The sequence below is a fragment of the Priestia flexa NBRC 15715 genome, assembly GCF_001591565.1.
GTDB lineage: Bacteria > Bacillota > Bacilli > Bacillales > Bacillaceae_H > Priestia > Priestia flexa.
This window is the reverse complement of the sequence record NZ_BCVD01000007.1, coordinates 30,585-54,972: the sequence shown is the minus strand read 5'-3', so window position 1 is coordinate 54,972 and position 24,388 is coordinate 30,585. Positions and strand designations below refer to the sequence as shown.

The 24,388-nt window shown below is 38.2% G+C and carries 25 protein-coding genes and 2 other annotated features; all 25 genes read left to right on the top strand.

The annotated features are described in order from the left end of the window. The first annotated feature begins 205 nt into the window (after positions 1–205). The 25 genes from BFL01S_RS02600 (at position 206) to rpoB (ending at position 24,378) form a co-directional block, all read left to right on the top strand. The gene (locus BFL01S_RS02600) at positions 206–667 is read left to right on the top strand and encodes a CtsR family transcriptional regulator (protein WP_061784785.1); all 462 of its coding nucleotides are present in this window, start codon (positions 206–208) and stop codon (positions 665–667) included. 37 nt (positions 668–704) lie between these two features. Beyond that, positions 705–1,244: a protein-arginine kinase activator protein McsA gene (mcsA, locus tag BFL01S_RS02595; RefSeq protein WP_025909696.1), complete on the top strand. Its 540-nt coding sequence runs from the start codon at positions 705–707 to the stop codon at positions 1,242–1,244. 4 nt (positions 1,245–1,248) lie between these two features. Next, entirely contained in the window at positions 1,249–2,316 is a 1,068-nt protein-coding gene (gene mcsB / locus BFL01S_RS02590; RefSeq protein WP_025909697.1) for a protein-arginine kinase McsB, read from the top strand. A gap of 19 nt (positions 2,317–2,335) precedes the next feature. Beyond that, complete coding sequence (gene clpC, locus BFL01S_RS02585) at positions 2,336–4,777, top strand: ATP-dependent protease ATP-binding subunit ClpC (protein WP_061784784.1); 2,442 nt, start codon at positions 2,336–2,338, stop codon at positions 4,775–4,777. 123 nt (positions 4,778–4,900) lie between these two features. After that, the gene (radA, locus tag BFL01S_RS02580) at positions 4,901–6,280 is read left to right on the top strand and encodes a DNA repair protein RadA (protein WP_025909699.1); all 1,380 of its coding nucleotides are present in this window, start codon (positions 4,901–4,903) and stop codon (positions 6,278–6,280) included. Between the two features lie 5 nt (positions 6,281–6,285). After that, positions 6,286–7,362, top strand: a complete 1,077-nt coding sequence (gene disA / locus BFL01S_RS02575; protein WP_061784783.1) for a DNA integrity scanning diadenylate cyclase DisA — start codon at positions 6,286–6,288, stop codon at positions 7,360–7,362. A gap of 142 nt (positions 7,363–7,504) precedes the next feature. Further along, positions 7,505–8,602, top strand: coding sequence for a PIN/TRAM domain-containing protein (locus BFL01S_RS02570; protein WP_061784782.1), 1,098 nt, complete (start codon positions 7,505–7,507; stop codon positions 8,600–8,602). Between the two features lie 25 nt (positions 8,603–8,627). Beyond that, on the top strand, positions 8,628–9,317 hold the full coding sequence (gene ispD, locus BFL01S_RS02565) for a 2-C-methyl-D-erythritol 4-phosphate cytidylyltransferase (protein WP_025909702.1): 690 nt from the start codon (positions 8,628–8,630) through the stop codon (positions 9,315–9,317). Between the two features lie 12 nt (positions 9,318–9,329). Further along, on the top strand, positions 9,330–9,809 hold the full coding sequence (ispF, locus tag BFL01S_RS02560; protein ID WP_061784781.1) for a 2-C-methyl-D-erythritol 2,4-cyclodiphosphate synthase: 480 nt from the start codon (positions 9,330–9,332) through the stop codon (positions 9,807–9,809). 101 nt (positions 9,810–9,910) lie between these two features. Next, positions 9,911–11,368 carry a glutamate--tRNA ligase gene (gltX, locus tag BFL01S_RS02555; RefSeq protein WP_061784780.1) on the top strand — a complete coding sequence of 486 codons (1,458 nt, stop codon included), beginning with the start codon at positions 9,911–9,913 and terminating at the stop codon, positions 11,366–11,368. A 34-nt stretch (positions 11,369–11,402) separates the two neighbouring features. Further along, positions 11,403–11,626: a binding site (T-box leader), on the top strand. 49 nt (positions 11,627–11,675) lie between these two features. Next, a complete protein-coding gene (gene cysE, locus BFL01S_RS02550) occupies positions 11,676–12,329 on the top strand; it encodes a serine O-acetyltransferase (protein ID WP_025909705.1) in 654 nt (217 codons plus the stop codon). Further along, positions 12,319–13,716, top strand: a complete 1,398-nt coding sequence (cysS, locus tag BFL01S_RS02545; protein ID WP_025909706.1) for a cysteine--tRNA ligase — start codon at positions 12,319–12,321, stop codon at positions 13,714–13,716. Before cysE ends, cysS begins: the two co-directional genes overlap by 11 nt. Before the next feature lie 7 nt (positions 13,717–13,723). Further along, a complete protein-coding gene (locus BFL01S_RS02540; RefSeq protein WP_061784779.1) occupies positions 13,724–14,137 on the top strand; it encodes a Mini-ribonuclease 3 in 414 nt (137 codons plus the stop codon). 1 nt (position 14,138) lies between these two features. Next, positions 14,139–14,885: a 23S rRNA (guanosine(2251)-2'-O)-methyltransferase RlmB gene (gene rlmB, locus BFL01S_RS02535; RefSeq protein WP_025909708.1), complete on the top strand. Its 747-nt coding sequence runs from the start codon at positions 14,139–14,141 to the stop codon at positions 14,883–14,885. A gap of 1 nt (position 14,886) precedes the next feature. Then, positions 14,887–15,396 (top strand): NYN domain-containing protein, encoded by a 510-nt coding sequence (locus BFL01S_RS02530; protein WP_025909709.1) that lies wholly within the window; start codon positions 14,887–14,889, stop codon positions 15,394–15,396. Between the two features lie 68 nt (positions 15,397–15,464). Continuing rightward, on the top strand, positions 15,465–16,115 hold the full coding sequence (sigH, locus tag BFL01S_RS02525) for an RNA polymerase sporulation sigma factor SigH (RefSeq protein ID WP_025909710.1): 651 nt from the start codon (positions 15,465–15,467) through the stop codon (positions 16,113–16,115). 73 nt (positions 16,116–16,188) lie between these two features. After that, positions 16,189–16,338, top strand: a complete 150-nt coding sequence (rpmG, locus tag BFL01S_RS02520) for a 50S ribosomal protein L33 (RefSeq protein ID WP_025909711.1) — start codon at positions 16,189–16,191, stop codon at positions 16,336–16,338. A 53-nt stretch (positions 16,339–16,391) separates the two neighbouring features. Further along, positions 16,392–16,571, top strand: a complete 180-nt coding sequence (gene secE, locus BFL01S_RS02515; RefSeq protein WP_025909712.1) for a preprotein translocase subunit SecE — start codon at positions 16,392–16,394, stop codon at positions 16,569–16,571. Between the two features lie 193 nt (positions 16,572–16,764). Further along, the gene (nusG, locus tag BFL01S_RS02510; RefSeq protein WP_025909713.1) at positions 16,765–17,298 is read left to right on the top strand and encodes a transcription termination/antitermination protein NusG; all 534 of its coding nucleotides are present in this window, start codon (positions 16,765–16,767) and stop codon (positions 17,296–17,298) included. A gap of 164 nt (positions 17,299–17,462) precedes the next feature. Continuing rightward, positions 17,463–17,888, top strand: a complete 426-nt coding sequence (gene rplK, locus BFL01S_RS02505; RefSeq protein WP_025909714.1) for a 50S ribosomal protein L11 — start codon at positions 17,463–17,465, stop codon at positions 17,886–17,888. A gap of 108 nt (positions 17,889–17,996) precedes the next feature. Continuing rightward, positions 17,997–18,698, top strand: coding sequence for a 50S ribosomal protein L1 (gene rplA / locus BFL01S_RS02500; RefSeq protein WP_025909715.1), 702 nt, complete (start codon positions 17,997–17,999; stop codon positions 18,696–18,698). A gap of 62 nt (positions 18,699–18,760) precedes the next feature. Next, positions 18,761–18,904: a sequence feature (ribosomal protein L10 leader region), on the top strand. A gap of 41 nt (positions 18,905–18,945) precedes the next feature. Further along, positions 18,946–19,446 (top strand): 50S ribosomal protein L10, encoded by a 501-nt coding sequence (gene rplJ / locus BFL01S_RS02495; RefSeq protein ID WP_025909716.1) that lies wholly within the window; start codon positions 18,946–18,948, stop codon positions 19,444–19,446. Positions 19,447–19,490: 44 nt separating this feature from the next. Beyond that, positions 19,491–19,853 (top strand): 50S ribosomal protein L7/L12, encoded by a 363-nt coding sequence (rplL, locus tag BFL01S_RS02490; RefSeq protein ID WP_013054917.1) that lies wholly within the window; start codon positions 19,491–19,493, stop codon positions 19,851–19,853. A 113-nt stretch (positions 19,854–19,966) separates the two neighbouring features. Further along, entirely contained in the window at positions 19,967–20,569 is a 603-nt protein-coding gene (locus BFL01S_RS02485; RefSeq protein WP_061784778.1) for a class I SAM-dependent methyltransferase, read from the top strand. A gap of 242 nt (positions 20,570–20,811) precedes the next feature. After that, positions 20,812–24,378 (top strand): DNA-directed RNA polymerase subunit beta, encoded by a 3,567-nt coding sequence (rpoB, locus tag BFL01S_RS02480; protein ID WP_025909718.1) that lies wholly within the window; start codon positions 20,812–20,814, stop codon positions 24,376–24,378. The last annotated feature ends 10 nt before the right edge of the window (positions 24,379–24,388 follow it).

Genomic DNA, 24,388 nt, shown 5'->3' with positions numbered 1-24,388 from the left:
CATATTATTTAAAAGGATTAGCTTATAGCTAGTCCTTTTTTTATTTCTCATTAATTTCAATAAATGACGTTTTGAACCTTATTTTAGTGGAAATCATAAAAGTAAGGCAAAACTTATCAAACTACATAGTTGAAATTTTTTTCATTTCCTTTTATATTTAATTTAATAAGGTCAAATATAGTCAAAGTCAGAAGGAGGGTGCAACGTGCCAAATATCTCTGACATCATTGAACAGTATTTAAAAGAAGTGCTTGAATTAAGTGACAGAGAAATTGTTGAGATTAAACGTAGCGAAATTGCAGATCAGTTTCAATGTGTTCCATCTCAAATCAATTACGTTATTAATACGCGCTTTACGATTGAAAGAGGTTATGTGGTTGAAAGTAAGAGAGGTGGAGGTGGCTTTATCAGAATTGCTAAAGTCCGAACTCATAATGCTTCTCATTTATTTCAACAAGTCATCGATCTTATCGAATCTCAAATTTCACAGTCATATGCTGAAAGCGTCATTTTTAGGTTAGTTGGAGAAAAAGTTATTACGGAGCGAGAAGCTAAGATAATGCTTAGCGTTATTCATCGATCTGTTATTGACCTTGAGCTACCATATCGTGATGAACTTCGAGCGAAATTACTAAAAGCTATGTTGAATTCATTAAGGTATCGCTAATTGAATTGATTTTATGTAGACAGGGAGAGATGGTTGCATGATTTGTCAGCAATGTGAGATTCGACCTGCAACACTTCATTTTACGAATGTAGTGAATGGGAATAAGACAGAAGCACACCTTTGCGAACAATGCGCTGCAGAGAGTGGGGATGTATTTTCTATATCATCTCAGCAAGGCTTTTCAATTAATAGTCTATTAGCAGGACTATTAAATTTTGAACCTTCTGCTACAGGTCCGAATACAATTAAAAATGAACCACTACGTTGCCCTACATGCGGAATGACGTATCATCAATTTTCTAAAGTTGGTCGGTTTGGCTGTTCAAACTGCTATGAAACCTTTGAACAACCACTTGTTCCGTTTTTGAAGAGGTTACATGGGGGGAATTATTTACATCATGGTAAAATTCCAAAGAGAATTGGAAGTAATCTTCATTTAAAAAAGGAATTACAGGCTCTGAGATTGAATTTAAAGGAGTATATTGAAAAAGAAGAATTCGAAAAAGCTGCAGAGCTTCGAGATGAAATTCGCTTATTAGAGAAAAAAATCAATAACTCTACGGGAAAGGAGATATAGCCGCATGTCTGAACTATTCTTCACAAATCCCGTAAGCTCTTGGATGAAACAAGAAGCACCGGACTCTGATATTGTACTAAGCAGCAGAATTCGTCTAGCTAGAAATTTAACAAATTTTCTTTTTCCTACAATGTTAGTAAAAGAAAAAGCTGATGAAATTGTAAACAATTTTGATCAAGTGTTTGAAGAAATAAGGAAAATGGAAGAGTGTGAATTATCTTCTCTAAAAATGAGTGAGTTAAAGCCACTGGAGAAACGAGTACTGGTGGAGAAGCATTTAATCAGTCCTCAATTATCTGAATCTAATTCAGGGGCTTGTTATTTATCAAAGCAAGAAGATTTAAGTATTATGGTTAATGAAGAAGATCATTTACGCATACAATGTTTATTTCCAGGTCTTCAATTATCCGAAGCATTAGAACGAGCTAATGAAGTAGATAATTGGATTGAAAATCGCGTGGACTACGCTTTTGATGAACAAAGAGGCTATTTAACGAGTTGCCCAACGAATGTTGGTACAGGGCTTCGTGCCTCGGTTATGATGCATGTACCTGCATTGGTTATGACTCGTCAAATTCATCGAATTATTCCTGCAATTAATCAATTAGGTTTAGTTGTAAGAGGAATTTACGGAGAGGGTAGCGAAGCATTAGGTAATATCTTTCAAGTTTCTAACCAAATTACGTTAGGAAAATCTGAAGCTGATATTGTGTCAGACTTGAATAGTGTTGTAACACAATTAATTGCTCAAGAAAGATCTGCCAGAGATGCATTACTTAAAACGTCTCATTTGGAGTTAGAAGATCGCGTTCATCGCTCATATGGAGTATTAGCTCATAGTCGCATAATTGAATCTAAAGAAGCGTCTCAGTGCTTGTCAGATGTTCGATTAGGGATTGACTTAGGTTATATTACAAACATATCCAAAAATATTTTGAATGAACTCATTATTATGACGCAGCCAGGCTTTTTACAACAGTATTCAGGCTCTGCGTTAGATGCCCATGAACGAGATATTAAAAGAGCTACCTTAATTAGAGATCGCCTTAGTAATATTAAAAATATAGATTAACGTGGAGGGTGACAGCCGTATGATGTTTGGAAGATTTACAGAGCGTGCACAAAAAGTATTAGCGTTAGCACAAGAAGAAGCTTTACGACTTGGACATAACAATATTGGAACTGAACATATTTTATTAGGTATTGTACGTGAAGGTGACGGTATTGCTGCAAAAGCATTATCTGCATTAGGGTTAAGCACAGAAAAAATTCAAAAAGAAGTCGAAGCTCTTATTGGAAGAGGTCAAGAGTTAACTCAAACAATTCATTATACACCTCGCGCTAAAAAAGTAATTGAACTTTCAATGGATGAAGCAAGAAAATTAGGTCATTCGTATGTGGGAACTGAGCATATTTTACTTGGATTAATTCGTGAAGGTGAAGGCGTAGCTGCTCGTGTACTTAATAATTTAGGAGTGAGCTTAAATAAAGCTCGTCAACAAGTATTGCACCTGTTAGGTAGTAACGAAGCTGCTTCTAGTCATCAAGGTGGTGGAACTTCGAATGCAAATACACCAACCCTTGATAGTTTAGCTCGTGATTTAACAGTGGTAGCACGTGAAGGAAGTCTAGATCCAGTTATTGGGCGTAGCAAGGAAATTCAGCGTGTTATTGAAGTGTTGAGTCGTCGTACAAAGAATAACCCAGTTCTTATCGGTGAACCAGGTGTGGGTAAAACAGCAATCGCAGAGGGATTAGCACAGCAAATTGTTAACAACGAAGTGCCGGAGATTCTTCGAGATAAGCGCGTTATGACCCTAGATATGGGAACCGTAGTTGCTGGAACAAAATATCGTGGTGAATTTGAAGATCGTTTGAAAAAAGTAATGGATGAAATTCGTCAAGCCGGTAATATCATTCTATTTATTGATGAGCTGCATACATTAATCGGTGCTGGTGGTGCAGAAGGGGCAATTGATGCTTCAAACATTCTAAAACCATCTTTAGCACGCGGTGAATTACAATGTATTGGTGCCACTACTTTAGATGAATACCGAAAATATATTGAAAAAGATGCAGCTTTAGAGCGTCGTTTCCAGCCAATTCAAGTTGATGAGCCAACCCTAGACGAATCTATCCAAATTTTAAAAGGCTTAAGAGATCGTTATGAAGCTCATCACCGCGTATCAATTTCTGATGAAGCTATTGAACAAGCAGTAAAATTATCTGACCGTTATATCTCAGATCGCTTTTTACCAGATAAAGCAATTGATTTAATTGATGAAGCTGGTTCAAAAGTTCGCTTACGTTCATTTACGACGCCGCCTAATTTGAAAGAGTTAGAGCAGAAGCTAGAGTCAATCCGAAATGAAAAAGATGCTTCTGTCCAAAGTCAGGAGTTTGAAAAGGCTGCATCATTACGTGATACAGAACAACGCTTAAGAGAAGAATTAGAAGAAACTAAAAAAGCTTGGAAACAAGAGCAAGGTAAAGAGAATTCAGCTGTTACAGTAGAAGACATCGCGATGGTTGTATCTAGCTGGACTGGAGTGCCGGTTTCGAAATTGGCTCAGGAAGAATCAGAGCGTTTACTAAACATGGAAGAGATTTTACACTCTCGTGTCATTGGCCAAGAAGAAGCTGTAAAAGCAGTGGCAAAAGCTGTTCGTCGCGCAAGAGCAGGCTTGAAAGATCCAAAACGTCCAATAGGCTCATTTATTTTCTTGGGACCAACTGGTGTAGGTAAAACAGAGCTTGCTCGTGCTTTAGCTGAATCAATGTTTGGTGACGAAGATGCGATGATTCGTATTGATATGTCAGAGTATATGGAAAAACACTCGACTTCTCGCTTAGTAGGTTCTCCTCCAGGCTACGTTGGATATGATGAGGGTGGCCAGTTGACGGAGAAAGTTAGAAGAAAGCCATACTCTGTTGTATTACTAGATGAAATTGAAAAAGCGCATCCGGATGTATTTAACATTTTATTACAAGTTTTAGAAGACGGACGCTTAACTGATTCAAAAGGTCGCACTGTAGATTTCAGAAACACAATTCTAATCATGACTTCAAATGTTGGTGCAGATACGTTAAAACGTAACAAGCATCTTGGATTTACGGTTGAAGCAGAGGGTCAGGATTATAAGGATATGAAAGGGAAAGTTATGAGTGAGATGAAGCGTGCTTTCCGTCCAGAGTTCCTAAACCGTATTGATGAGATTATTGTGTTCCATTCGTTAGAGAAACCGCATCTAGCTGAAATTGTAAAGCTAATGGCTGATCAATTAACTAGACGCTTAAAAGAACAAGAAATTGAATTGGAATTAACAAAGGCAGCAATTGATAAGATTGCAGAAGAAGGGTTTGACCCAGAGTATGGGGCGCGTCCTCTACGTCGAGCAATCCAAAAGCATGTTGAAGATCGTTTATCTGAGGAGTTATTAAGAGGCGTCATTCAAAAAGGTCAAAAGGTAACGTTAGATGTAGAAGGTGAAAACTTTACAGTCAAGTCATCTTCACCGAGCAGTATTAGCTAAAGAATTAAGAACATGTGGGGCATACGACAAAATACGTATGCCTCCATTTTTTATTTACAATGTAAAGATAGTGTACAATAGCATCAAGGACTTTTATAAAGAACGAGGAGATTATACTAAATAATGAGTAAAAGAAAAACAAAGTTTTCATGTCAACATTGTGGGTATGAATCGGCTAAATGGATGGGAAAGTGTCCTGGCTGTGGCAGTTGGAATTCAATGGTGGAAGAAATTGAAGAGACAAAGTCTTCAAGGCGAGGAGGAGCTTTTTCTGGCGCAACGTCTACAAAGGTGCAAAAGCCTCAATCCATTACGAATATTGAATCAACGACTGAACCAAGGATATATACAAAGTCACCCGAGCTAAACCGTGTTTTAGGTGGAGGGATTGTTAGAGGATCACTAGTCTTAATTGGGGGAGATCCTGGTATTGGTAAATCAACTTTGTTGCTACAAACTTCAGCTCAGTTAGCTATGAACAAGCATAAGGTGCTTTATATATCTGGTGAGGAATCAACAAAGCAAACAAAGCTAAGAGCAGATCGCTTAGGTATTAAAGCGGAAGATTTGTATGTGCATGCAGAAACAAACTTAGAGTCAATCACAGAAGCTATCTCAAGTATGAATCCAGAACTTGTTATCATTGATTCAATTCAAACAATTTATCACGGTGACGTTACATCAGCGCCCGGAAGTGTTTCTCAAGTACGCGAGTGTACAGCAGAGTTAATGCGAATTGCAAAAACAAACGGCATAGCTATTTTTATTGTAGGTCATGTTACCAAAGAAGGGTCTATTGCAGGTCCAAGGTTACTTGAACATATGGTAGACAGTGTTTTGTATTTTGAAGGAGAACGCCACCATACGTACCGGATTTTAAGAGCAGTAAAAAACCGCTTTGGTTCAACAAACGAAATGGGTATTTTTGAAATGAAGGAAAGTGGTCTAGAGGAAGTGCTCAACCCATCTGAAATCTTTTTAGAAGAACGATCTCAAGGTGCAGCTGGTTCTGTCGTTGTGGCTTCGATGGAGGGTACTCGTCCCGTATTGGTAGAGTTACAAGCACTTATTAGCCCAACAAGCTTTGGAAATCCTAGAAGAATGTCTACAGGACTTGATCATAACCGTGTCTCGCTTATTATGGCAGTGTTAGAAAAGCGAGTAGGATTACTGTTGCAAAATCAAGATGCGTACTTAAAAGTAGCAGGTGGGGTAAAGTTAGATGAGCCAGCTATTGATTTGGCGGTTGCGGTTAGCATTGCATCGAGTTTTAAAGATGCACCTTCAAACCCTACAGACGTAGTAGTAGGAGAAGTTGGATTAACAGGTGAGGTTCGAAGAGTGTCTCGCATTGAACAACGAGTGCAAGAAGCTGTGAAATTAGGATTTAAGCGAATCATTGTTCCTGAAAAAAACTTAGGTGGTTGGAAAATACCAGAAGGCATTGACGTAGTAGGGGTGTCCACTGTGTCAGAAGCGTTACAGTACACGTTAGGAGGTTAAAAAGAATGAATGATGAAAAGATAACAGAGCAAAAGCAAATCTCTGATATTCTAGAATTTGTGGCTCCTGGAACCCCTTTTCGCGATGGTATTGAAAATGTATTAAGAGCTAAGACCGGCGGGTTAATTGTAATCGGGTACAATGATCAAGTGAAAAAGATGGTAGATGGAGGGTTTTCAATTAATTGTGCATTTACACCAGCTCACTTATATGAGTTGGCTAAAATGGATGGAGCGCTTATCTTAAATGACAGTGGTAGTAAAATTTTATTTGCAAATGCTCAATTAATGCCGGATCCATCTACTCCTTCTTCGCAAACCGGTATGCGACATCGTACAGCAGAGCGGGTTGCCAAGCAATCAGGAGTACTGGTTATTGCTATTTCACAGCGTCGAAATGTTATTACGCTGTATAAAGACTCTTCTCAATATGTATTAAAAGACATTAGCGTTATTTTAGCAAAAGCGAACCAAGCGCTTGGCACGTTGGAGAAATATAAAGCAGTTTTAGATGATTCCATCAATAGCCTAAGTGCTTTAGAGTTTGAAGAACAAGTAACTCATACAGACGTGTTACAATCTTTGCATCGCATTGAGATGGTATTGCGAATTAAAAACGAAATTTTAAGTTATATTAGGGAGTTAGGAACAGAAGGGCGATTAATTCGTCTGCAGATGAATGAATTGTTGTCTCACTTAGAAGAAGAAGCAATTTTGTTAATGAAAGATTATATGTATGATACAAGCGTAGAGCCAACAAAAGTAATTGAAAAGATGCAACAGCCATCTAATAATGTATTGCTAGATGACCAAACTCTCTTACGGCTAATGGGTTATCCAATTTATACGAGCTTTGAAGAGGGAGTTGTTCCGAGAGGATATCGAATGCTTCATAAAATTCCGCGACTACCGTCTATTATTATCGAGAACTTAATTGAAGAATTAGGCGACCTCAAGGCTATTACAGATGCAACTGTTCAGGAGCTTGATGAAGTAGAGGGTATCGGTGAAATACGTGCTCGTAAAATTCAACAAGGACTAAAGCGACTGAAGGAACAACACTTGCTAAACCGTCAGCTCTAGGATATTAATTGACTTTTTAATCTTGATTAGGATATTGTGAAAATACTAATAGAGGGACATTTTGTTTACAAATTATGTTTTCAATTAAATAAAAGGTTTCAATCATTGTAAACTGTTTATAATGATAAAAGGAGGTGATGGCGTGTTAAAACGTTTTGTTCAATTGTTTTTTATCATAACAGGTGGTACATTAGGAATCTTTCTTATCCCAGAACTTATTGAATTATTAAGTCTAAAAGATATTGCATTATTAGACAAGTCATACATTCACGCCCCTTTAGGTGCAATTCTCTTTTTTGTCATAACATTCTGGTTAGTAGATTATGTTGTAGGCTTTATTCGCCGCATCGAAGAGTCTCTTGTAAAGGCACCGGTAACAGATGTTTTATTTGGGAGTTTAGGCTTAATATTAGGGTTAATTGTTGCCTATTTAGTTGGTACGTTCCTTGGGAAAATTCAGCTGCAGGTAGTTAGTACAGTTTTACCAATCTTTTTAAGTATTTTATTAGGTTACTTAGGCTTTCAAGTAGGGTTTAAAAAGAGAGATGAGTTGGTCAATGTTTTTTCGATACCTACTCGTATTGGTAAGAAAAAAGGTTCGGAAGAAGAGCAAGAGAATAATCAATCCTTGCAGTCTTTAAAAATTTTAGATACAAGCGTTATTATCGATGGACGTATTGCAGATATATGTCAAACTGGTTTTTTAGATGGAACCATTGTCATTCCTCGATTTGTGTTAGAAGAGCTTCAGCATATCGCAGACTCATCAGATGTTTTAAAGCGCAATAGAGGTCGTCGAGGTCTTGATATCTTAAATCGAATTCAAAAGGAATTGTCTATGAAGGTAGAGATTTACGAAGGTGATTTTGAAGATATTCAAGAAGTAGATAGTAAACTTGTAAAGTTGGCAAAAGTTACTTCGGGTCTCGTCGTGACAAATGATTTTAATTTAAATAAAGTATGCGAACTGCAAAATGTAGGGGTTTTAAATATTAATGACTTAGCAAACGCAGTCAAACCAATTGTTTTACCAGGAGAAGAAATGAATGTACTTGTCATTAAAGACGGTAAGGAACACAATCAAGGTATTGCCTACTTAGACGATGGTACAATGATTGTTGTAGAAGAAGGCCGAAACTATATCGGTAAGCAAATCGATGTACTTGTGACAAGCGTACTTCAAACATCAGCTGGTCGAATGATTTTTGCTAAGCCTAAGCTCTTAGAAAAAGCCCTCTAATTTTCAGCTATAAGGGAGAAGGAACATGCAATACGATGTAATTGTTTTAGCAGCAGGACAAGGTAAGCGAATGAAAGCAGGGCGAAATAAGCAATTTCTATTAATTCGAAATGTACCTCTTCTTGTTCATACGCTAAATATATTTGAAACTGATCATACATGTAATAGCATTATTTTAGTTATTAATGACCAAGAACTAGAGGATATTACATCACTTTTAGAGCAATATCCGATGCGTAAAGTTACGGCAGTGGTGTCGGGTGGTCAAGAGCGCCAACATAGCGTGTATAATGGGTTGAAAGCCATTAAGCTGTCTAATGTGGTTCTTATACATGATGGTGCTAGACCATTTGTGAAGCATCACCATATCCACAAACTTGTAGAAGAAGCGGCAGTTAAAGAAGCGGCAACTTTAGGCGTTCCTGTTAAAGAGACGATTAAGAAAGTAGAAAACAACATCGTAGTGGAAACGATTGAACGCTCTAGCTTGTGGTCTATTCAAACCCCACAAGCTTTTCTTTCGTCTACCATTCAAAGAGCTCATAACGTAGCAAAAGAAAACGGTTATCTAGGAACAGATGATGCAAGCTTAGTGGAACAGCTAGGTCAGGAAGTAGCAATTGTACAAGGAGACTACGATAATATAAAATTAACAACACCAGAAGACTTAATTTATGCAGAAGCTATTTTAACAAAGTTGGAACAAAACAACTAAGAGGTGAAGGAAATGAATATACGTGTTGGACAAGGATTTGACGTTCATCAATTTGCAACGGGACGTCCATTAATCATTGGAGGGATTGAAATCCCATATGAGAGAGGATTACTGGGACATTCTGATGCTGATGTACTTCTGCATACGATTGCCGATGCACTGTTAGGAGCAATAGCTCAAGGGGATATTGGAAAGCATTTTCCAGACACGGATCCAGAGTTTAAAGATGCAGATTCAGCTAAGCTTTTACAACATGTGTGGAAGCTAGTGAAAGCAGAAGGTTATGCGCTCAGTAATGTAGATTGTACAATTATTGCACAGAAACCTAAGATGGCACCGTACATCCAGCCAATTCGAGAGCGTATTGCCGAACTATTAGACGCTGAAGTGTCACAGATTAATGTTAAAGCAACGACGACAGAAAAATTAGGCTTTACTGGTCGTGAAGAAGGAATTGCTTCACAAGCCGCGGTGTTAGTATATCAAAAATAACCCAGAGTCTTTAACAGAATTACATTTGGTGATAAAATTAATAATGTCGAAAAATAATAAATTACATACTTACGTAAAATAAACTGGAGGTTATCCTACTTATGTCAAAAGAAGTACGCGTTCGCTATGCACCGAGTCCAACTGGGCACCTTCATATCGGAAACGCACGAACAGCTTTATTTAATTATTTATTTGCTCGCAATCAAAACGGTAAGTTCATTATTCGTATTGAAGATACAGATCAAAAGCGTAACATTGAAGGTGGAGAAGAAAGCCAGCTTCGCTATCTAAAGTGGTTAGGCATTGATTGGGATGAAAGTATTGATATCGGTGGAGAATACGGCCCGTATCGTCAATCCGAACGTACAGAAATTTACCAAAAATATACGGACGAACTATTAGAAAAAGGTGCAGCTTACTATTGCTACTGTACAGAAGAAGAATTAGAAAAAGAACGTGAAGAGCAGACTGAAAATGGTCAAATGCCACGCTACTCAGGCAAATGCCGTAACTTAACAGAAGAGCAGCAAAAAGAATTAGTAGCAGAAGGTCGCAAGCCAAGCATTCGCTTCCGAGTTCCAACGGGTACGGTAGTGAAGTTCAACGATATTGTTAAAGGCGAAGTAGCATTTGAATCCGACGGTATCGGTGACTATGTTATCGTGAAAAAAGATGGCACGCCTACTTATAACTATGCTGTAGCTATTGATGATCATCTAATGGAAATGACGCACGTTTTACGTGGAGATGATCATATTTCAAATACACCAAAGCAAATTATGATTTATAATGCGTTAGGTTGGGAGCCGCCTGTATTTGGACATATGACATTAATTGTAAATGAAAGTCGTCGCAAACTAAGTAAGCGTGACGAGTCCATTATCCAATTTATCGAGCAGTATAAAGAATTAGGTTACTTACCTGAAGCTCTGTTCAATTTTATTGCAATGCTTGGATGGTCACCTGTAGGGGAAGAAGAAATCTTCTCAAAAGAGCAATTTATTGAAATCTTTGATCCTGCTCGTTTATCTAAATCACCAGCATTATTTGACACGAATAAACTTCGTTGGATGAACAATCAATACATGAAGCAGCTTGATTTAGATGAAGTTGTAGATCTATCTCTTCCTCATCTCGTAAAAGCTGGGCGTGTAGAAGAACAAATGACGGAAGAACAAACGAAGTGGGTAAAAGAACTAATTGCCCTTTATCAAGAACAAATGAGCTACGGTGCAGAAATCGTGGAGCTAACAGAAATGTTCTTCAAAACAGAAATTGAGTATAATGAAGAAGCGAAAGCTGTACTTGCAGAAGAGCAGGTGCCAGAGGTATTGCAAGCTTTTGCAACGGAAATTGAAGCAATGGAGACTTTTAGTCCCGAAGAGATTAAAGCAGCAACAAAAGCTGTTCAAAAAGCAACAGGTCATAAAGGTAAGAAGCTATTTATGCCAATTCGTGTAGCTACAACGGGTGAAACACATGGACCAGAATTACCAAAAGCTATTTCGCTACTTGGTAAAGCAACAGTTTTAGCTCGTCTAGCAAAAGTTTCTGGTTAACAAATTGGTTTAAAACCCATATAGTTAATATATATTGAAATCGTTGATAAGGAGAAGTAAATAGGCTATCGCTTTTTTAGAGAGGATTACCATCGGCTGAAAGTAATCTATGCGTATACCTATTGAAATGCACCTTAGAGACTTCTGTTGAAAACTGAGGTTAGTAAGCAGGAGCGGGTATCGCCGTTACACGAGATGAGTTGGAGTGCGTATCTGCACTCAAGCAGAGTGGAACCGCGTATAAGAAACGTCTCTGTGTCAGTTGACACAGAGACGTTTTTTTTATAAAAAATGGGGGGTGAAAAAGGTGATAAAGATGTTAAAAGAGGATATTGAGGTGATATTTGAACAAGATCCTGCTGCTAGGAGCTACATCGAAGTTATTTTAACGTATTCTGGGCTCCATGCTATTTGGTCACATCGTTTAGCTCACGCGTTGTTTAAACGCAAATGGTTCTTTTTAGCACGTGTAATTTCACAGGTTAGTCGCTTCTTTACAGGAATTGAAATTCATCCGGGGGCAAAAATAGGACGACGCTTTTTTATTGACCACGGAATGGGAATCGTAATTGGAGAGACTTGCGAAATAGGAGACAATGTCACGGTTTATCAGGGAGTAACTTTAGGCGGTACGGGAAAAGAAAAAGGAAAACGTCATCCAACGATTAAAGACCACGTTCTTATTGCAACGGGTGCTAAAGTTTTAGGGTCCATTACCATTAACGAAAACTCAAAAATTGGTGCCGGGTCGGTTGTCTTGAATGATGTTCCTGAGAATTCAACAGTTGTGGGAATACCAGGTCGAGTCGTCATTCAAAATGGAGTTCGTATTAAAGATTTAAATCATCAGGATTTACCAGATCCAGATGCAGAGCGATTCAAGCAGCTTGAACATCAATTAAGCGAACTACAACAAGAAATCAAGCAGCTCAAAGAAGGGAAGATTTATCATGACAATTAAGCTATATAACACATTAACTCGTCAAAAAGAAGTGTTTACACCTTTAGAGGAAAATAAGGTTAAAATGTATGTCTGTGGTCCAACTGTTTATAACTATATTCATATTGGAAATGCAAGACCCGCCATTGTATTCGATACAGTGCGTCGCTATCTAGAGTTTAGAGGGTATGAAGTACAATATGTGTCAAACTTCACAGATGTTGATGACAAGCTAATTCGAGCAGCTAAAGAGCTGGGTGAAGATGTACCAACGATTGCAGAACGATTTATTAACGCTTATTTTGAGGATACGACAGCACTTGGCTGCAAACATGCGACTATACATCCTCGCGTAACAGAGAATATGGATATTATTATTGATTTTATTGATGAGCTAGTTAAAAAAGGCTATGCATATGAGTCAGATGGAGACGTTTATTACCGCACAAGAAAGTTCGAAGGTTACGGAAAGCTTTCACATCAATCAATTGATGAGCTGCAATCAGGTGCTCGTATTGAAGTTGGAGAAAAGAAAGAAGATCCGTTAGACTTTACGTTATGGAAAGCGGCAAAAGATGGTGAAATTGCATGGGATAGTCCATGGGGGCAAGGAAGACCAGGTTGGCATATCGAGTGCTCAGCGATGGCTCGTAAATACTTAGGAGATACAATCGACATTCATGCCGGCGGTCAGGACTTATCGTTTCCTCATCATGAAAACGAAATTGCACAGTCTGAAGCATTGACGGGTAAGACATTTGCGAAATATTGGTTGCATAATGGTTATATTAATATTGATAACGAAAAAATGTCGAAGTCATTAGGAAACTTTGTACTTGTACACGACATCATTCAAAAGCACGACCCATCACTATTAAGATTCTTTATTCTATCAGTACATTACCGTCACCCAATTAATTATAACGAAGAAATCCTTGAAAATACTCGAAAAGGCTATGAGCGTTTACAAACAGCTTATGTGAACTTAAAGCACCGTTTAGAGGCAGCAACAGACTTAAACGACGGTAATTCAGAATGGCTAACTAACATTGATGAGCTTCATAACAGTTTTATTAAAGAGATGGATGATGACTTTAATACAGCAAATGCTATTTCAGTGCTATTCGAACTGGCTAAGCAAGCAAATGTATATCTACTCGAAAAGACAACATCAAAAGAAGTAATTGAAGCATTCATTAATGAATTTAACCAATTAGGTGGAGCTTTAGGCTTAACATTTGACGCTCAAGAATTAGTAGATGAGGAAATTGAAAATCTCATTCAACAGCGAATTGATGCTCGTAAAAACCGTGACTTTAAATTAGCTGATCAGATTCGCGATGAATTAAAAGCTAAGAATATTATTTTAGAGGACACGGCTCAAGGAACGCGTTGGAAAAGAGGATGATTGTTTAATGACTGAAAAAAAGTTAGATGTGAAGCAGTTGAATAGCCTAGCATTAGCTTATATGGGTGATGCAGTATTCGACTTGCATGTAAGGAAACATTTGCTTGGGTTAGGGACAGTACGCCCTAACCAGCTTCATAACAAAGCGAAAAAATATGTTTCAGCTAAAGCTCAAGCTCAGATTGTCTATCATTTTAAAGAAATTGAGTTCTTAGATGATGAAGAGCTAGCGGTGCTAAGAAGAGGACGTAATGCAAAATCAGGCACAGTTCCTAAAAACACGGATGTACAAACGTACCGCTATAGCACAGCGTTTGAAGCGTTAGTTGGCTATCATTACTTATTGGGTAACCATGAGCGTGCTCAGGAAATTATTACAAAAGCAATCTCTTTCATTTTTGAAGGAGAGGGAGGAAATTAATATGCAGCAGCAGGATTATATTATCGGACGAAATGCCGTATTAGAAGCATTAAAATCAGAAAGAGAAATTAACAAGTTATGGATTGCAGAGGGCTCTCAGGGGGGATCCATGGGAGAAATTGTGAAATTTGCTAAACGAAACGGCGTATTAGTCCAGTATGTGCCTAAAAAGAAAATTGAACAAATGGTTCAAGGCACGCATCAAGGTGTATTAGCTCTAGTTGCGGCGTATTCATATGCTGAAATTGATGAACTGTTTGAAAAAGCAGCACAAAAAAATGAAGATCCTTTCTTTTTAGTACTAGATGAGTTAGAAGACCCGCACAACTTAGGTTCAATTATGAGAACGGCAGATGCAGTTGGTGCTCACGGGATTATTATTCCAAAGCGCAGATCTGTGGGGTTGACATCAACTGTAGCTAAATCATCAACTGGAGCTATTGAACATATTCCAGTTGCTCGCGTAACGAACTTAGCTCGCACTATTGATGAATTAAAGGAAAGGGGAGTATGGGTAGCTGGTACAGATGCAAAAGAAAGCGATGACTATCGAAACTTAGATGGTACAATGCCACTAGCTTTAGTTATTGGAAGTGAAGGTAAAGGAATGAGTCGCCTTGTTCGAGAAAAGTGTGACTTTTTAGTAAGGCTTCCGATGGTTGGTCACGTAACATCCTTAAATGCATCAGTAGCAGCAAGTTTATTGATGTATGAAGTGTATCGTAAACGTCACCCATTAGGAAGATAAAATGGATATTTTATTAGTAGATGGTTATAACATGATTGGTGCATGGCCTAACTTACGAAATCTACGTGACCATGATTTAGCGGGAGCCCGAGATTTGCTTATTGAAAAGCTTGCTGAGTACCAAGCTTATACAGGCTACCGCGTCATTGTGGTATTTGACGCACATATGGTTCAAGGAATTGAAAAGAAAGCTCATAACTATAAAATTGAAGTCGTTTTTACACGTGAAAATGAAACAGCTGATGAGTATATTGAAAAATTGGCTCAAGATTTAAATAACGTAGCGACACAGGTCCATGTTGCGACATCAGATTTTACTGAACAGTGGGCGATATTTGGTCAAGGAGCATTACGGAAATCCGCCCGGGAATTGTATAATGAAATTCAAGAGATTGAGAGATTTATCAAAATTGAAGTAAAGTCCATTCAAACGCAAAAGCCAGCGGCAAGGATTAAATTGCCTGACGGAGTTGCTGAAATTTTCGAAAAATGGAGACGCGGCGAGAAGTGAGGCTGTTGACGGTGGAGAATTAGCTACTGTATAATATTTCTATCTACTGTGCGGTCAGGGGGATCGATATGGGCGATAACTATGGAAGAAAACTTCATGCTCATTTCGAACAACAAGAAGATGAAGAAGTTGTCGAGCTTGTGCATAAAGGTGACATTGATGCATTAGAGTATTTGATTCACAAGTACAAGAATTTTGTTCGAGCTAAAGCACGGTCGTACTTTTTAATAGGGGCAGATAGAGAAGATATTATTCAAGAAGGCATGATAGGGTTATATAAAGCTATTCGTGACTTTAGAGAAGATAAACTTACTTCATTTAAAGCGTTTGCTGAACTATGTATTACCAGGCAAATCATCACAGCGATTAAAACGGCTACAAGACAAAAGCATATTCCGCTAAATTCTTATGTGTCGTTGGACAAGCCTATTTACGATGAGGAATCTGATCGAACATTGCTAGATGTTATTTCGGGAACCAAGGTCATGAACCCAGAAGAACTCTTGATTAATAGAGAAAAGTTCGATGATATTGAATTAAAGATGGCAGAGCTTTTGAGTGATTTAGAAAGAAAAGTACTCGTATTGTATTTAGACGGTCGCTCTTACCAAGAAATCTCAGAAGATCTAAACCGCCATGTAAAATCAATCGATAATGCGTTGCAGCGAGTTAAACGTAAGCTAGAGCGCTACTTAGAAATCCGTGAAATTACCACGTAGCCTGTATTGACACAGGAAGAAAGTGTGTGATACTTTCTTATAGACATTATCACTTATATAGGTGGCTAACAAAATGCGTAAAAAAGTTGTAATGGCATGTGTAGAATGTGGTAGTCGCAACTATACAACGATGAAAAGTACAGAGCAAAGCAACATTCGTTTAGAGATGAAGAAGTTTTGCAAATCTTGCAACTCACATGTCCAGCATCGTGAAACAAAATAGATTAAAAAGCTGCACAGATTAATACCCCTTTTATTTTAATGGAGGTTACAAACATGAACCGTGTAGGGAAATTTTTGCGTGACGTTGGTCGTGAAATGAAGAAGGTCAGCTGGCCTAAACGAAATGAACTAGTTCGCTATACAATTACAGTTGTTTCTACAGTTATTTTCATGACCGTCTTTTTCGCAGTTGTCGATTATGGAATCTCATCATTGATTCGTTTAATCCCTTGAATAATTTAATGATAATCATGGTATAATGAAACTAAATGATGATTTCTTCTTAAAAAGCCCGGGTACGGGTTTTTTAATTTGTTTTGAGAATGATATGAACTAGAACAGGTGAAGGTTCTAGTTCATCTTCTGTGCAATAGATACTTGAACACTTTATAGGAAGCTGGGAGGGAAGGACATTACGTCCTCAAAAATGGAGAAAAATTGGTATGTTGTTCATACTTATTCAGGGTATGAGAATAAAGTAAAGACGAATTTAGAAAAGCGTGTAGAAACAATGGGCATGCAAGATAAAATCTTCCGCGTGGTGGTACCTGAAGAAGAAGAAAGAGAAATTAAAAACAATAAAGAAAAGATAACAAAGAAGAAAGTATTTCCAGGTTATGTGTTAGTAGAGATTATTATGACAGATGATTCATGGTACGTGGTACGTAACACTCCTGGTGTAACAGGTTTCGTTGGGTCAGCCGGTTCAGGTTCTAAACCGACACCTCTATTACCAGAAGAAGTAGAAATGATTTTAAAGCAAATGGGTATGGATGAAAGTCATGCTGAATTTGACTTTGAGTTAAAAGAAACGGTTCTAGTTAAAGAAGGTCCGTTTGCGAACTTTGAAGGCACAATCGAAGAAATTGATACGGACAAGCGCAAAATTAAAGTTCATGTTGATATGTTCGGACGTCAAACACCTGTTGAGTTAGAGTTTACACAAATTGAAAAAATATAACTTTTAAAACCTTGCATTTCATCTGTTTTAATGTTAATATTTCATAAGTCAGTATGTCTCAATCTTGAGACTAAAACAACTATTTCTTTATTTTATATATAAAGAACTTGGAGTGGGAGGGCATCGCCCTATTACCACATCACGGACTTAAGGAGGTGTGTCTCGTGGCTAAAAAAGTAATTAAACTTGTAAAATTACAAATTCCTGCTGGTAAAGCAAACCCAGCACCACCAGTTGGTCCTGCATTAGGTCAAGCCGGTGTTAACATCATGGGATTCTGTAAAGAATTTAACGCTCGCACAGCTGATCAAGCTGGTTTAATCATTCCTGTTGAAATTACGGTATTTGAAGACCGTTCATTTACATTTATTACGAAAACTCCACCTGCTGCTGTATTACTTAAGAAAGCGGCTGGTATTGAGTCAGGTTCTGGTGAACCAAACCGTAATAAAGTTGCAACAGTCAAGCGTGACAAAGTACGTGAGATTGCTGAAACAAAAATGCCTGACCTAAACGCTGCTAACGTTGAGTCTGCAATGCGTATGGTAGAAGGTACAGCACGTAGCATGGGAATCGTAGTTGAAGACTAATCCCAAATGATTAGGTGTTAGAAGGTTGCGAGATAGGGATAGCTTCCGTTTCGCAACCTTTATTAGTGGGAGGTTATTCCGTTAATACCACATAAGGAGGAAAACAAAATGGCTAAAAAAGGTAAAAAGTACGTTGAAGCTGCGAAGCTTGTAGATCGTACACAAGCTTACTCAGTTCAAGAAGCAATTGAATTAGTAAAGAAAACAAACACAACTAAATTTGATGCAACTGTTGAAGTAGCATTCCGTTTAGGCGTTGACCCTAAGAAAGCTGACCAACAAATTCGTGGTGCAGTAGTACTTCCAAATGGTACTGGTAAAACTCAACGTGTATTAGTATTTGCTAAAGGTGAGAAAGCGAAAGAAGCAGAAGCTGCTGGAGCTGACTACGTTGGCGATTCTGATTACATCAACAAAATCCAACAAGGTTGGTTTGAATTTGACGTAATCGTTGCTACACCAGACATGATGGGTGAAGTTGGTAAACTTGGTCGTGTATTAGGACCAAAAGGCTTAATGCCAAACCCTAAAACTGGTACTGTAACATTCGATGTTGAGAAAGCTGTTAATGAAATCAAAGCTGGTAAAGTAGAATACCGCGTTGATAAAGCTGGTAACATCCACGTACCAATCGGTAAAGTATCATTCGAAGATAGCAAGTTAATTGAAAACTTCACTACAATCTTCGAAACTATGCAAAAAGCTAAGCCTGCAGCTGCAAAAGGAACATATATGAAGAACTTAGCTGTATCTTCAACTATGGGCCCTGGTATCAAAGTTGATATCGCAACTTTCAGCGCAGCTAACTAATTATTGGAAATAAATTGGTGTTGACTTTCTGAGTCCAACTGATTACAATAGATAATGTTGTTAAAAAAATAACATTTGTACCGTAGACAGTAGGTGCCTGTAAGGCTTAATTTCCTACCGAGGTGTGTGTGATAAATTAGTGAACGTTCTGATTCGCTTATAACACCTCCATGTCTTAGTTGTCATGGAGGTGTTTTATTTGCACCTTGTATGAGTGTACGGAAGGAAATCTACAGGAGGTGTAAAAATGAGCAACGTAATTGAACAAAAGAAACAAGTTGTTGATGAAATTGCTGACAAGCTTAAAGCAAGTGGATCAGCAATCGTAGTTGACTACCGTGGGTTAAATGTTGCTGAAGTAACTGAACTTCGTAAGCAATTACGTGACGCGGGAATTGAGTTCAAAGTATACAAAAACACTTTAACTCGCCGTGCTGTAGAAAAGGTTGAACTAAACAGCCTTAACGAAGCGCTAGTTGGTCCAAACGCAATTGCATTTGGTGGAGAAGACGTTATTGCTCCAGCTAAAATTCTTAACAGCTTCGCTAAAGAACACGAAGCGTTAGAAATTAAAGCTGGTGTTATCGAAGGTAATGTAGCAACTGTTGATGAAATTAAAGCTATTGCTGAACTTCCATCTCGCGAAGGCTTACTTTCTATGTTACTTAGCGTTCTTCAAGCTCCAATCCGCAACCTTGCTCTTGCTACAAAAGCTGTGGCAGATCAAAAAGAAGAACAAGGTGCATAATTTAGTCTGTTATATATAACACAATCACAAGGAGGAAATTAACAATGACTCAAGAACAAATCATTGAAGCAGTTAAAAATATGACTGTTTTAGAACTTAACGATTTAGTAAAAGCAATTGAAGAAGAATTTGGCGTAACTGCTGCTGCTCCTGTAGCTGTAGCTGGCGGTGCTGCTGGTGAAGCTGCTGCTGAGAAAACTGAATTTGACCTAGTACTTGAAAGTGCTGGCGGCCAAAAAATCAAAGTTATCAAAGTAGTACGTGAAATCACTGGTCTTGGCTTAAAAGAAGCTAAAGAAATCGTTGATAACGCTCCAAAAGCTCTTAAAGAAGGTATTTCTAAAGAAGAAGCTGAAGAAGCAAAAGCTAAACTTGAAGAAGTTGGCGCTTCTGTAGAAGTTAAGTAATTATTACTTAACATTTGATATGAAAAAGCTCGCTTATTCAAGCGAGCTTTTTTGCTTCTGTTTCTCTATTCGTTTATAGTATTAGAGGATGCCTTTTAGAAGGAGGAGTTCAGTTGACAGAACACTATTTTTCAAACACACCATCGGCTAGCAGTAATGAAGAGACATTTTCGTTTGAACTTCGAGGACAATCTTTTCGTTTCACTAGCGATCATGGTGTTTTCTCTAAAAAAGAAGTTGATTTTGGTTCTCGAGTGCTAATTGACAGCTTTGAGGTTAATAACGTAAAAGGTCCTATTCTAGACGTCGGCTGTGGATATGGTCCTATCGGTTTAGCGATGGCTAAACTTCATCCGGATGAGCAAGTGCATATGGTTGATGTTAACGAGCGCGCATTAGCTTTATCAGAAAAGAATGCAAAAGCTAATGGGATTGATAATGTTCAAATTTATCAGAGCTCTTGCTATAGCAATGTGAAAATTGATCATTTCTCTACTATTCTTACGAACCCACCAATTCGTGCTGGTAAAAAAATTGTACACGAAATTCTTGAAGGGGCATATAGCCATCTCGTTGAACAAGGTGAATTATGGGTCGTGATTCAAAAGAAACAGGGAGCTCCTTCCGCTTTAATGAAACTAGAGTCTCTATTTGAAGAAGTAGAGGTAGTAGAAAAGAAAAAAGGCTATTATATCATACGTGCTAAAAAATGTTGACTAATATTTTTTAGTATGTTAGCATTATAAAATGCCAATATATAAATATTCCATATAGGCCTCTGTTATACATAAAATTGCACGTATAATTTGAGAATGTATGGAAAAACTAATAAAATCAATAGTACGTTTTATGAAATTGTGGTTTTCTATTTAAAGAAACCATTTTTCTTTTGTTCAATAATAAACAATAGTTTATTATATGTCTTGAATAATAACGCTTGATTTGAGGGGTGAATCAGTTGACAGGTCAACTAGTTCAGTATGGACGCCACCGCCAGCGCAGAAGTTATGCTCGTATCAGTGAGGTTCTAGAATTACCAAACTTAATCGAGATTCAAACGGCTTCATACCAATGGTTTTTAGATGAAGGATTACGAGAAATGTTCCAGGATATTTCTCCAATCGATGATTTTACTGGTAATTTATCACTAGAATTTATTGACTACAGCTTAGGTGAGCCAAAGTATTCAGTAGAAGAGTCTAAAGAACGTGATGTAACTTATGCAGCACCTCTTCGTGTTAAGGTGCGTTTAATTAATAAAGAAACAGGTGAAGTAAAAGACCAAGATGTGTTTATGGGTGATTTCCCATTGATGACGGAAACTGGTACGTTTGTTATTAACGGTGCTGAGCGCGTTATCGTATCACAATTGGTACGTTCACCAAGCGTCTACTACAGTGGAAAAGTAGATAAAAATGGTAAAAAGGGATATACAGCTACTGTTATTCCAAACCGTGGAGCATGGTTAGAATATGAAACTGATGCAAAAGACGTCGTTTATGTGCGTATTGATCGTACTCGTAAACTTCCAGTATCAGTACTGTTACGTGCGTTAGGTTTTGGTTCAGACCAAGAGATTATTGATCTAATTGGAGATAATGAGTACATCCGTAACACGCTTGAAAAAGATAACACGGAAAGTACAGAAAAAGCGCTACTAGAAATCTATGAGCGCTTACGTCCAGGTGAGCCACCAACTGTAGAAAATGCAAAATCATTGCTTGTATCTCGATTCTTTGATCCAAAGCGCTATGATTTAGCAAACGTTGGTCGTTACAAGATTAATAAAAAGCTTCATATTAAACATCGTTTGTTTAATCAAAAATTAGCAGAAACATTAGTTGATCATGAAACGGGTGAAATTATTGCTGAAAAAGGTGCAATGATTGATCGTCGTACATTAGATCGCTTAATTCCAATGCTTGAAAGTGGAGTAAACTTCAAAACTTATAGCCCAGTTGGCGGAGTTTTAGAAGACAATGTCACGTTACAATCTATCAAGATTTATGCTCCAAACGATCCGGATGGAGAGAAAGTTATTACAGTTTCCGGTAATGCTTACGTGACAGAAGAAGTAAAGAATATTACACCGGCTGATATTCTAGCATCAATTAGCTACTTCTTTAATTTACTTCACCAAGTAGGGGATACAGATGATATCGACCATTTAGGAAATCGTCGTCTTCGTTCTGTAGGGGAATTGTTGCAAAACCAATTCCGTATTGGTTTATCTCGTATGGAGCGTGTTGTGCGTGAGAGAATGTCTATTCAAGACACGAACACAATTACTCCTCAACAGTTAATCAATATTCGCCCTGTAATTGCTGCTATTAAAGAATTCTTTGGTAGCTCTCAGCTTTCTCAGTTCATGGACCAAACAAACCCGTTAGCTGAATTGACACATAAGCGCCGTCTGTCTGCATTAGGACCAGGTGGTTTGACTCGTGAGCGTGCTGGATTCGAAGTTCGTGACGTTCACTACTCTCACTATGGTCGTATGTGTCCAATCGAAACGCCTGAGGGACCAAACATTGGGTTAATTAACTCATTATCTTCTTATGCAAAAGTAAATAAATTCGGCTTTATTGAAACGCCATATCGTCGTATTGATCCTGAAACAGGTAAAGTTACGTCGAGAATTGATTACTTAACTGCTGATGAAGAAGATAACTATGTAGTTGCTCAAGCGAATGCGCGCTTAGGTGAAGATGGTTCTTTCTTAGATGAAAATGTTGTAGCCCGTTTCCGTGGTGAAAATACAGTTATCCGTCGTGATCGTTTAGATTACATGGACGTATCACCAAAGCAAGTAGTATCCGCGGCAACAGCTTGTATTCCATTCTTAGAGAATGATGACTCAAACCGTGCATTAATGGGTGCCAACATGCAACGTCAAGCAGTACCGTTGTTAAACCCAGAAGCGCCACTTGTTGGAACAGGTATGGAATATGTATCTGGTAAAGACTCAGGAGCTGCAGTTATCTGTAAGCACCCTGGTGTTGTTGAGCGCGTGGAAGCAAAACAAGTTTTTGTTCGTCGTTATGAAGAGGTAGACGGGCAAAAAGTTAAAGGTAACTTAGATAAATACAAGCTTCTTAAGTTTGTTCGTTCGAACCAAGGTACTTGCTACAACCAGCGTCCAATTGTTTCAGTTGGCGATGAAGTTGTAAAAGGTGAAATCCTAGCTGACGGCCCTTCTATGGAAAAAGGAGAGCTTGCATTAGGACGTAACGTTTTAGTAGGTTTCATGACTTGGGACGGATATAACTATGAGGATGCTATTATCATGAGTGAACGTCTTGTAAAAGACGATGTATATACTTCTGTTCATATTGAAGAATATGAGTCTGAGTCTCGTGATACGAAACTAGGACCAGAAGAAATTACACGTGATATTCCAAACGTGGGTGAAGATGCTCTTCGTAACCTAGATGAGCGTGGTATCATTCGCATTGGTGCCGAAGTTAAAGATGGTGATCTTTTAGTTGGTAAAGTAACGCCTAAAGGTGTTACGGAACTAACAGCTGAAGAGCGCTTATTACATGCAATCTTTGGTGAAAAAGCACGTGAGGTTCGCGATACTTCATTACGTGTACCACATGGTGGAGGCGGAATTATCCTTGATGTTAAAGTCTTCAATCGTGAAGATGGCGATGAGTTACCACCAGGTGTAAACCAACTTGTTCGCGTGTATATCGTTCAGAAGCGTAAAATTTCTGAAGGTGACAAAATGGCCGGTCGTCACGGTAACAAAGGTGTAATCTCGCGTATTTTACCAGAGGAAGATATGCCTTACTTACCAGATGGAACTCCAATCGATATCATGTTAAACCCACTAGGGGTACCTTCTCGTATGAACATCGGGCAAGTATTAGAGCTTCATTTAGGTATGGCGGCTCGTAAACTTGGAATTCATGTTGCATCTCCAGTATTTGATGGTGCTCGTGAAGAAGATGTTTGGGCGACGATTGAAGAGGCAGGCATGTCACGTGATGCGAAAACTGTATTATACGATGGTCGTACAGGTGAACCTTTCGATAATCGTGTATCAGTAGGTATTATGTACATGATTAAACTTGCTCACATGGTAGACGATAAGCTTCACGCACGTTCTACTGGACCATATTCACTTGTTACCCAACAGCCATTAGGTGGTAAAGCGCAATTTGGTGGACAACGTTTTGGAGAGATGGAAGTATGGGCGCTGGAAGCATACGGTGCTGCTTATACGCTACAAGAGATTCTAACTGTGAAGTCGGATGATGTTGTTGGTCGTGTGAAAACATATGAAGCCATCGTAAAAGGCGAAAATATTCCAGAGCCAGGTATACCTGAATCATTCAAAGTATTAATTAAAGAATTACAAAGTTTAGGTATGGATGTAAAAATGCTTTCAGCTGATGAGCAAGAGATTGACATTGTAGATTCAGAGGATGATCAAGAACAACAATCCGAATCTATTATGTCTGATATAGAACCAGAAGGAATTTCTGAAGGTCAAAAAGACCCTGTTATCAAAGAGTAAGGAATTACTT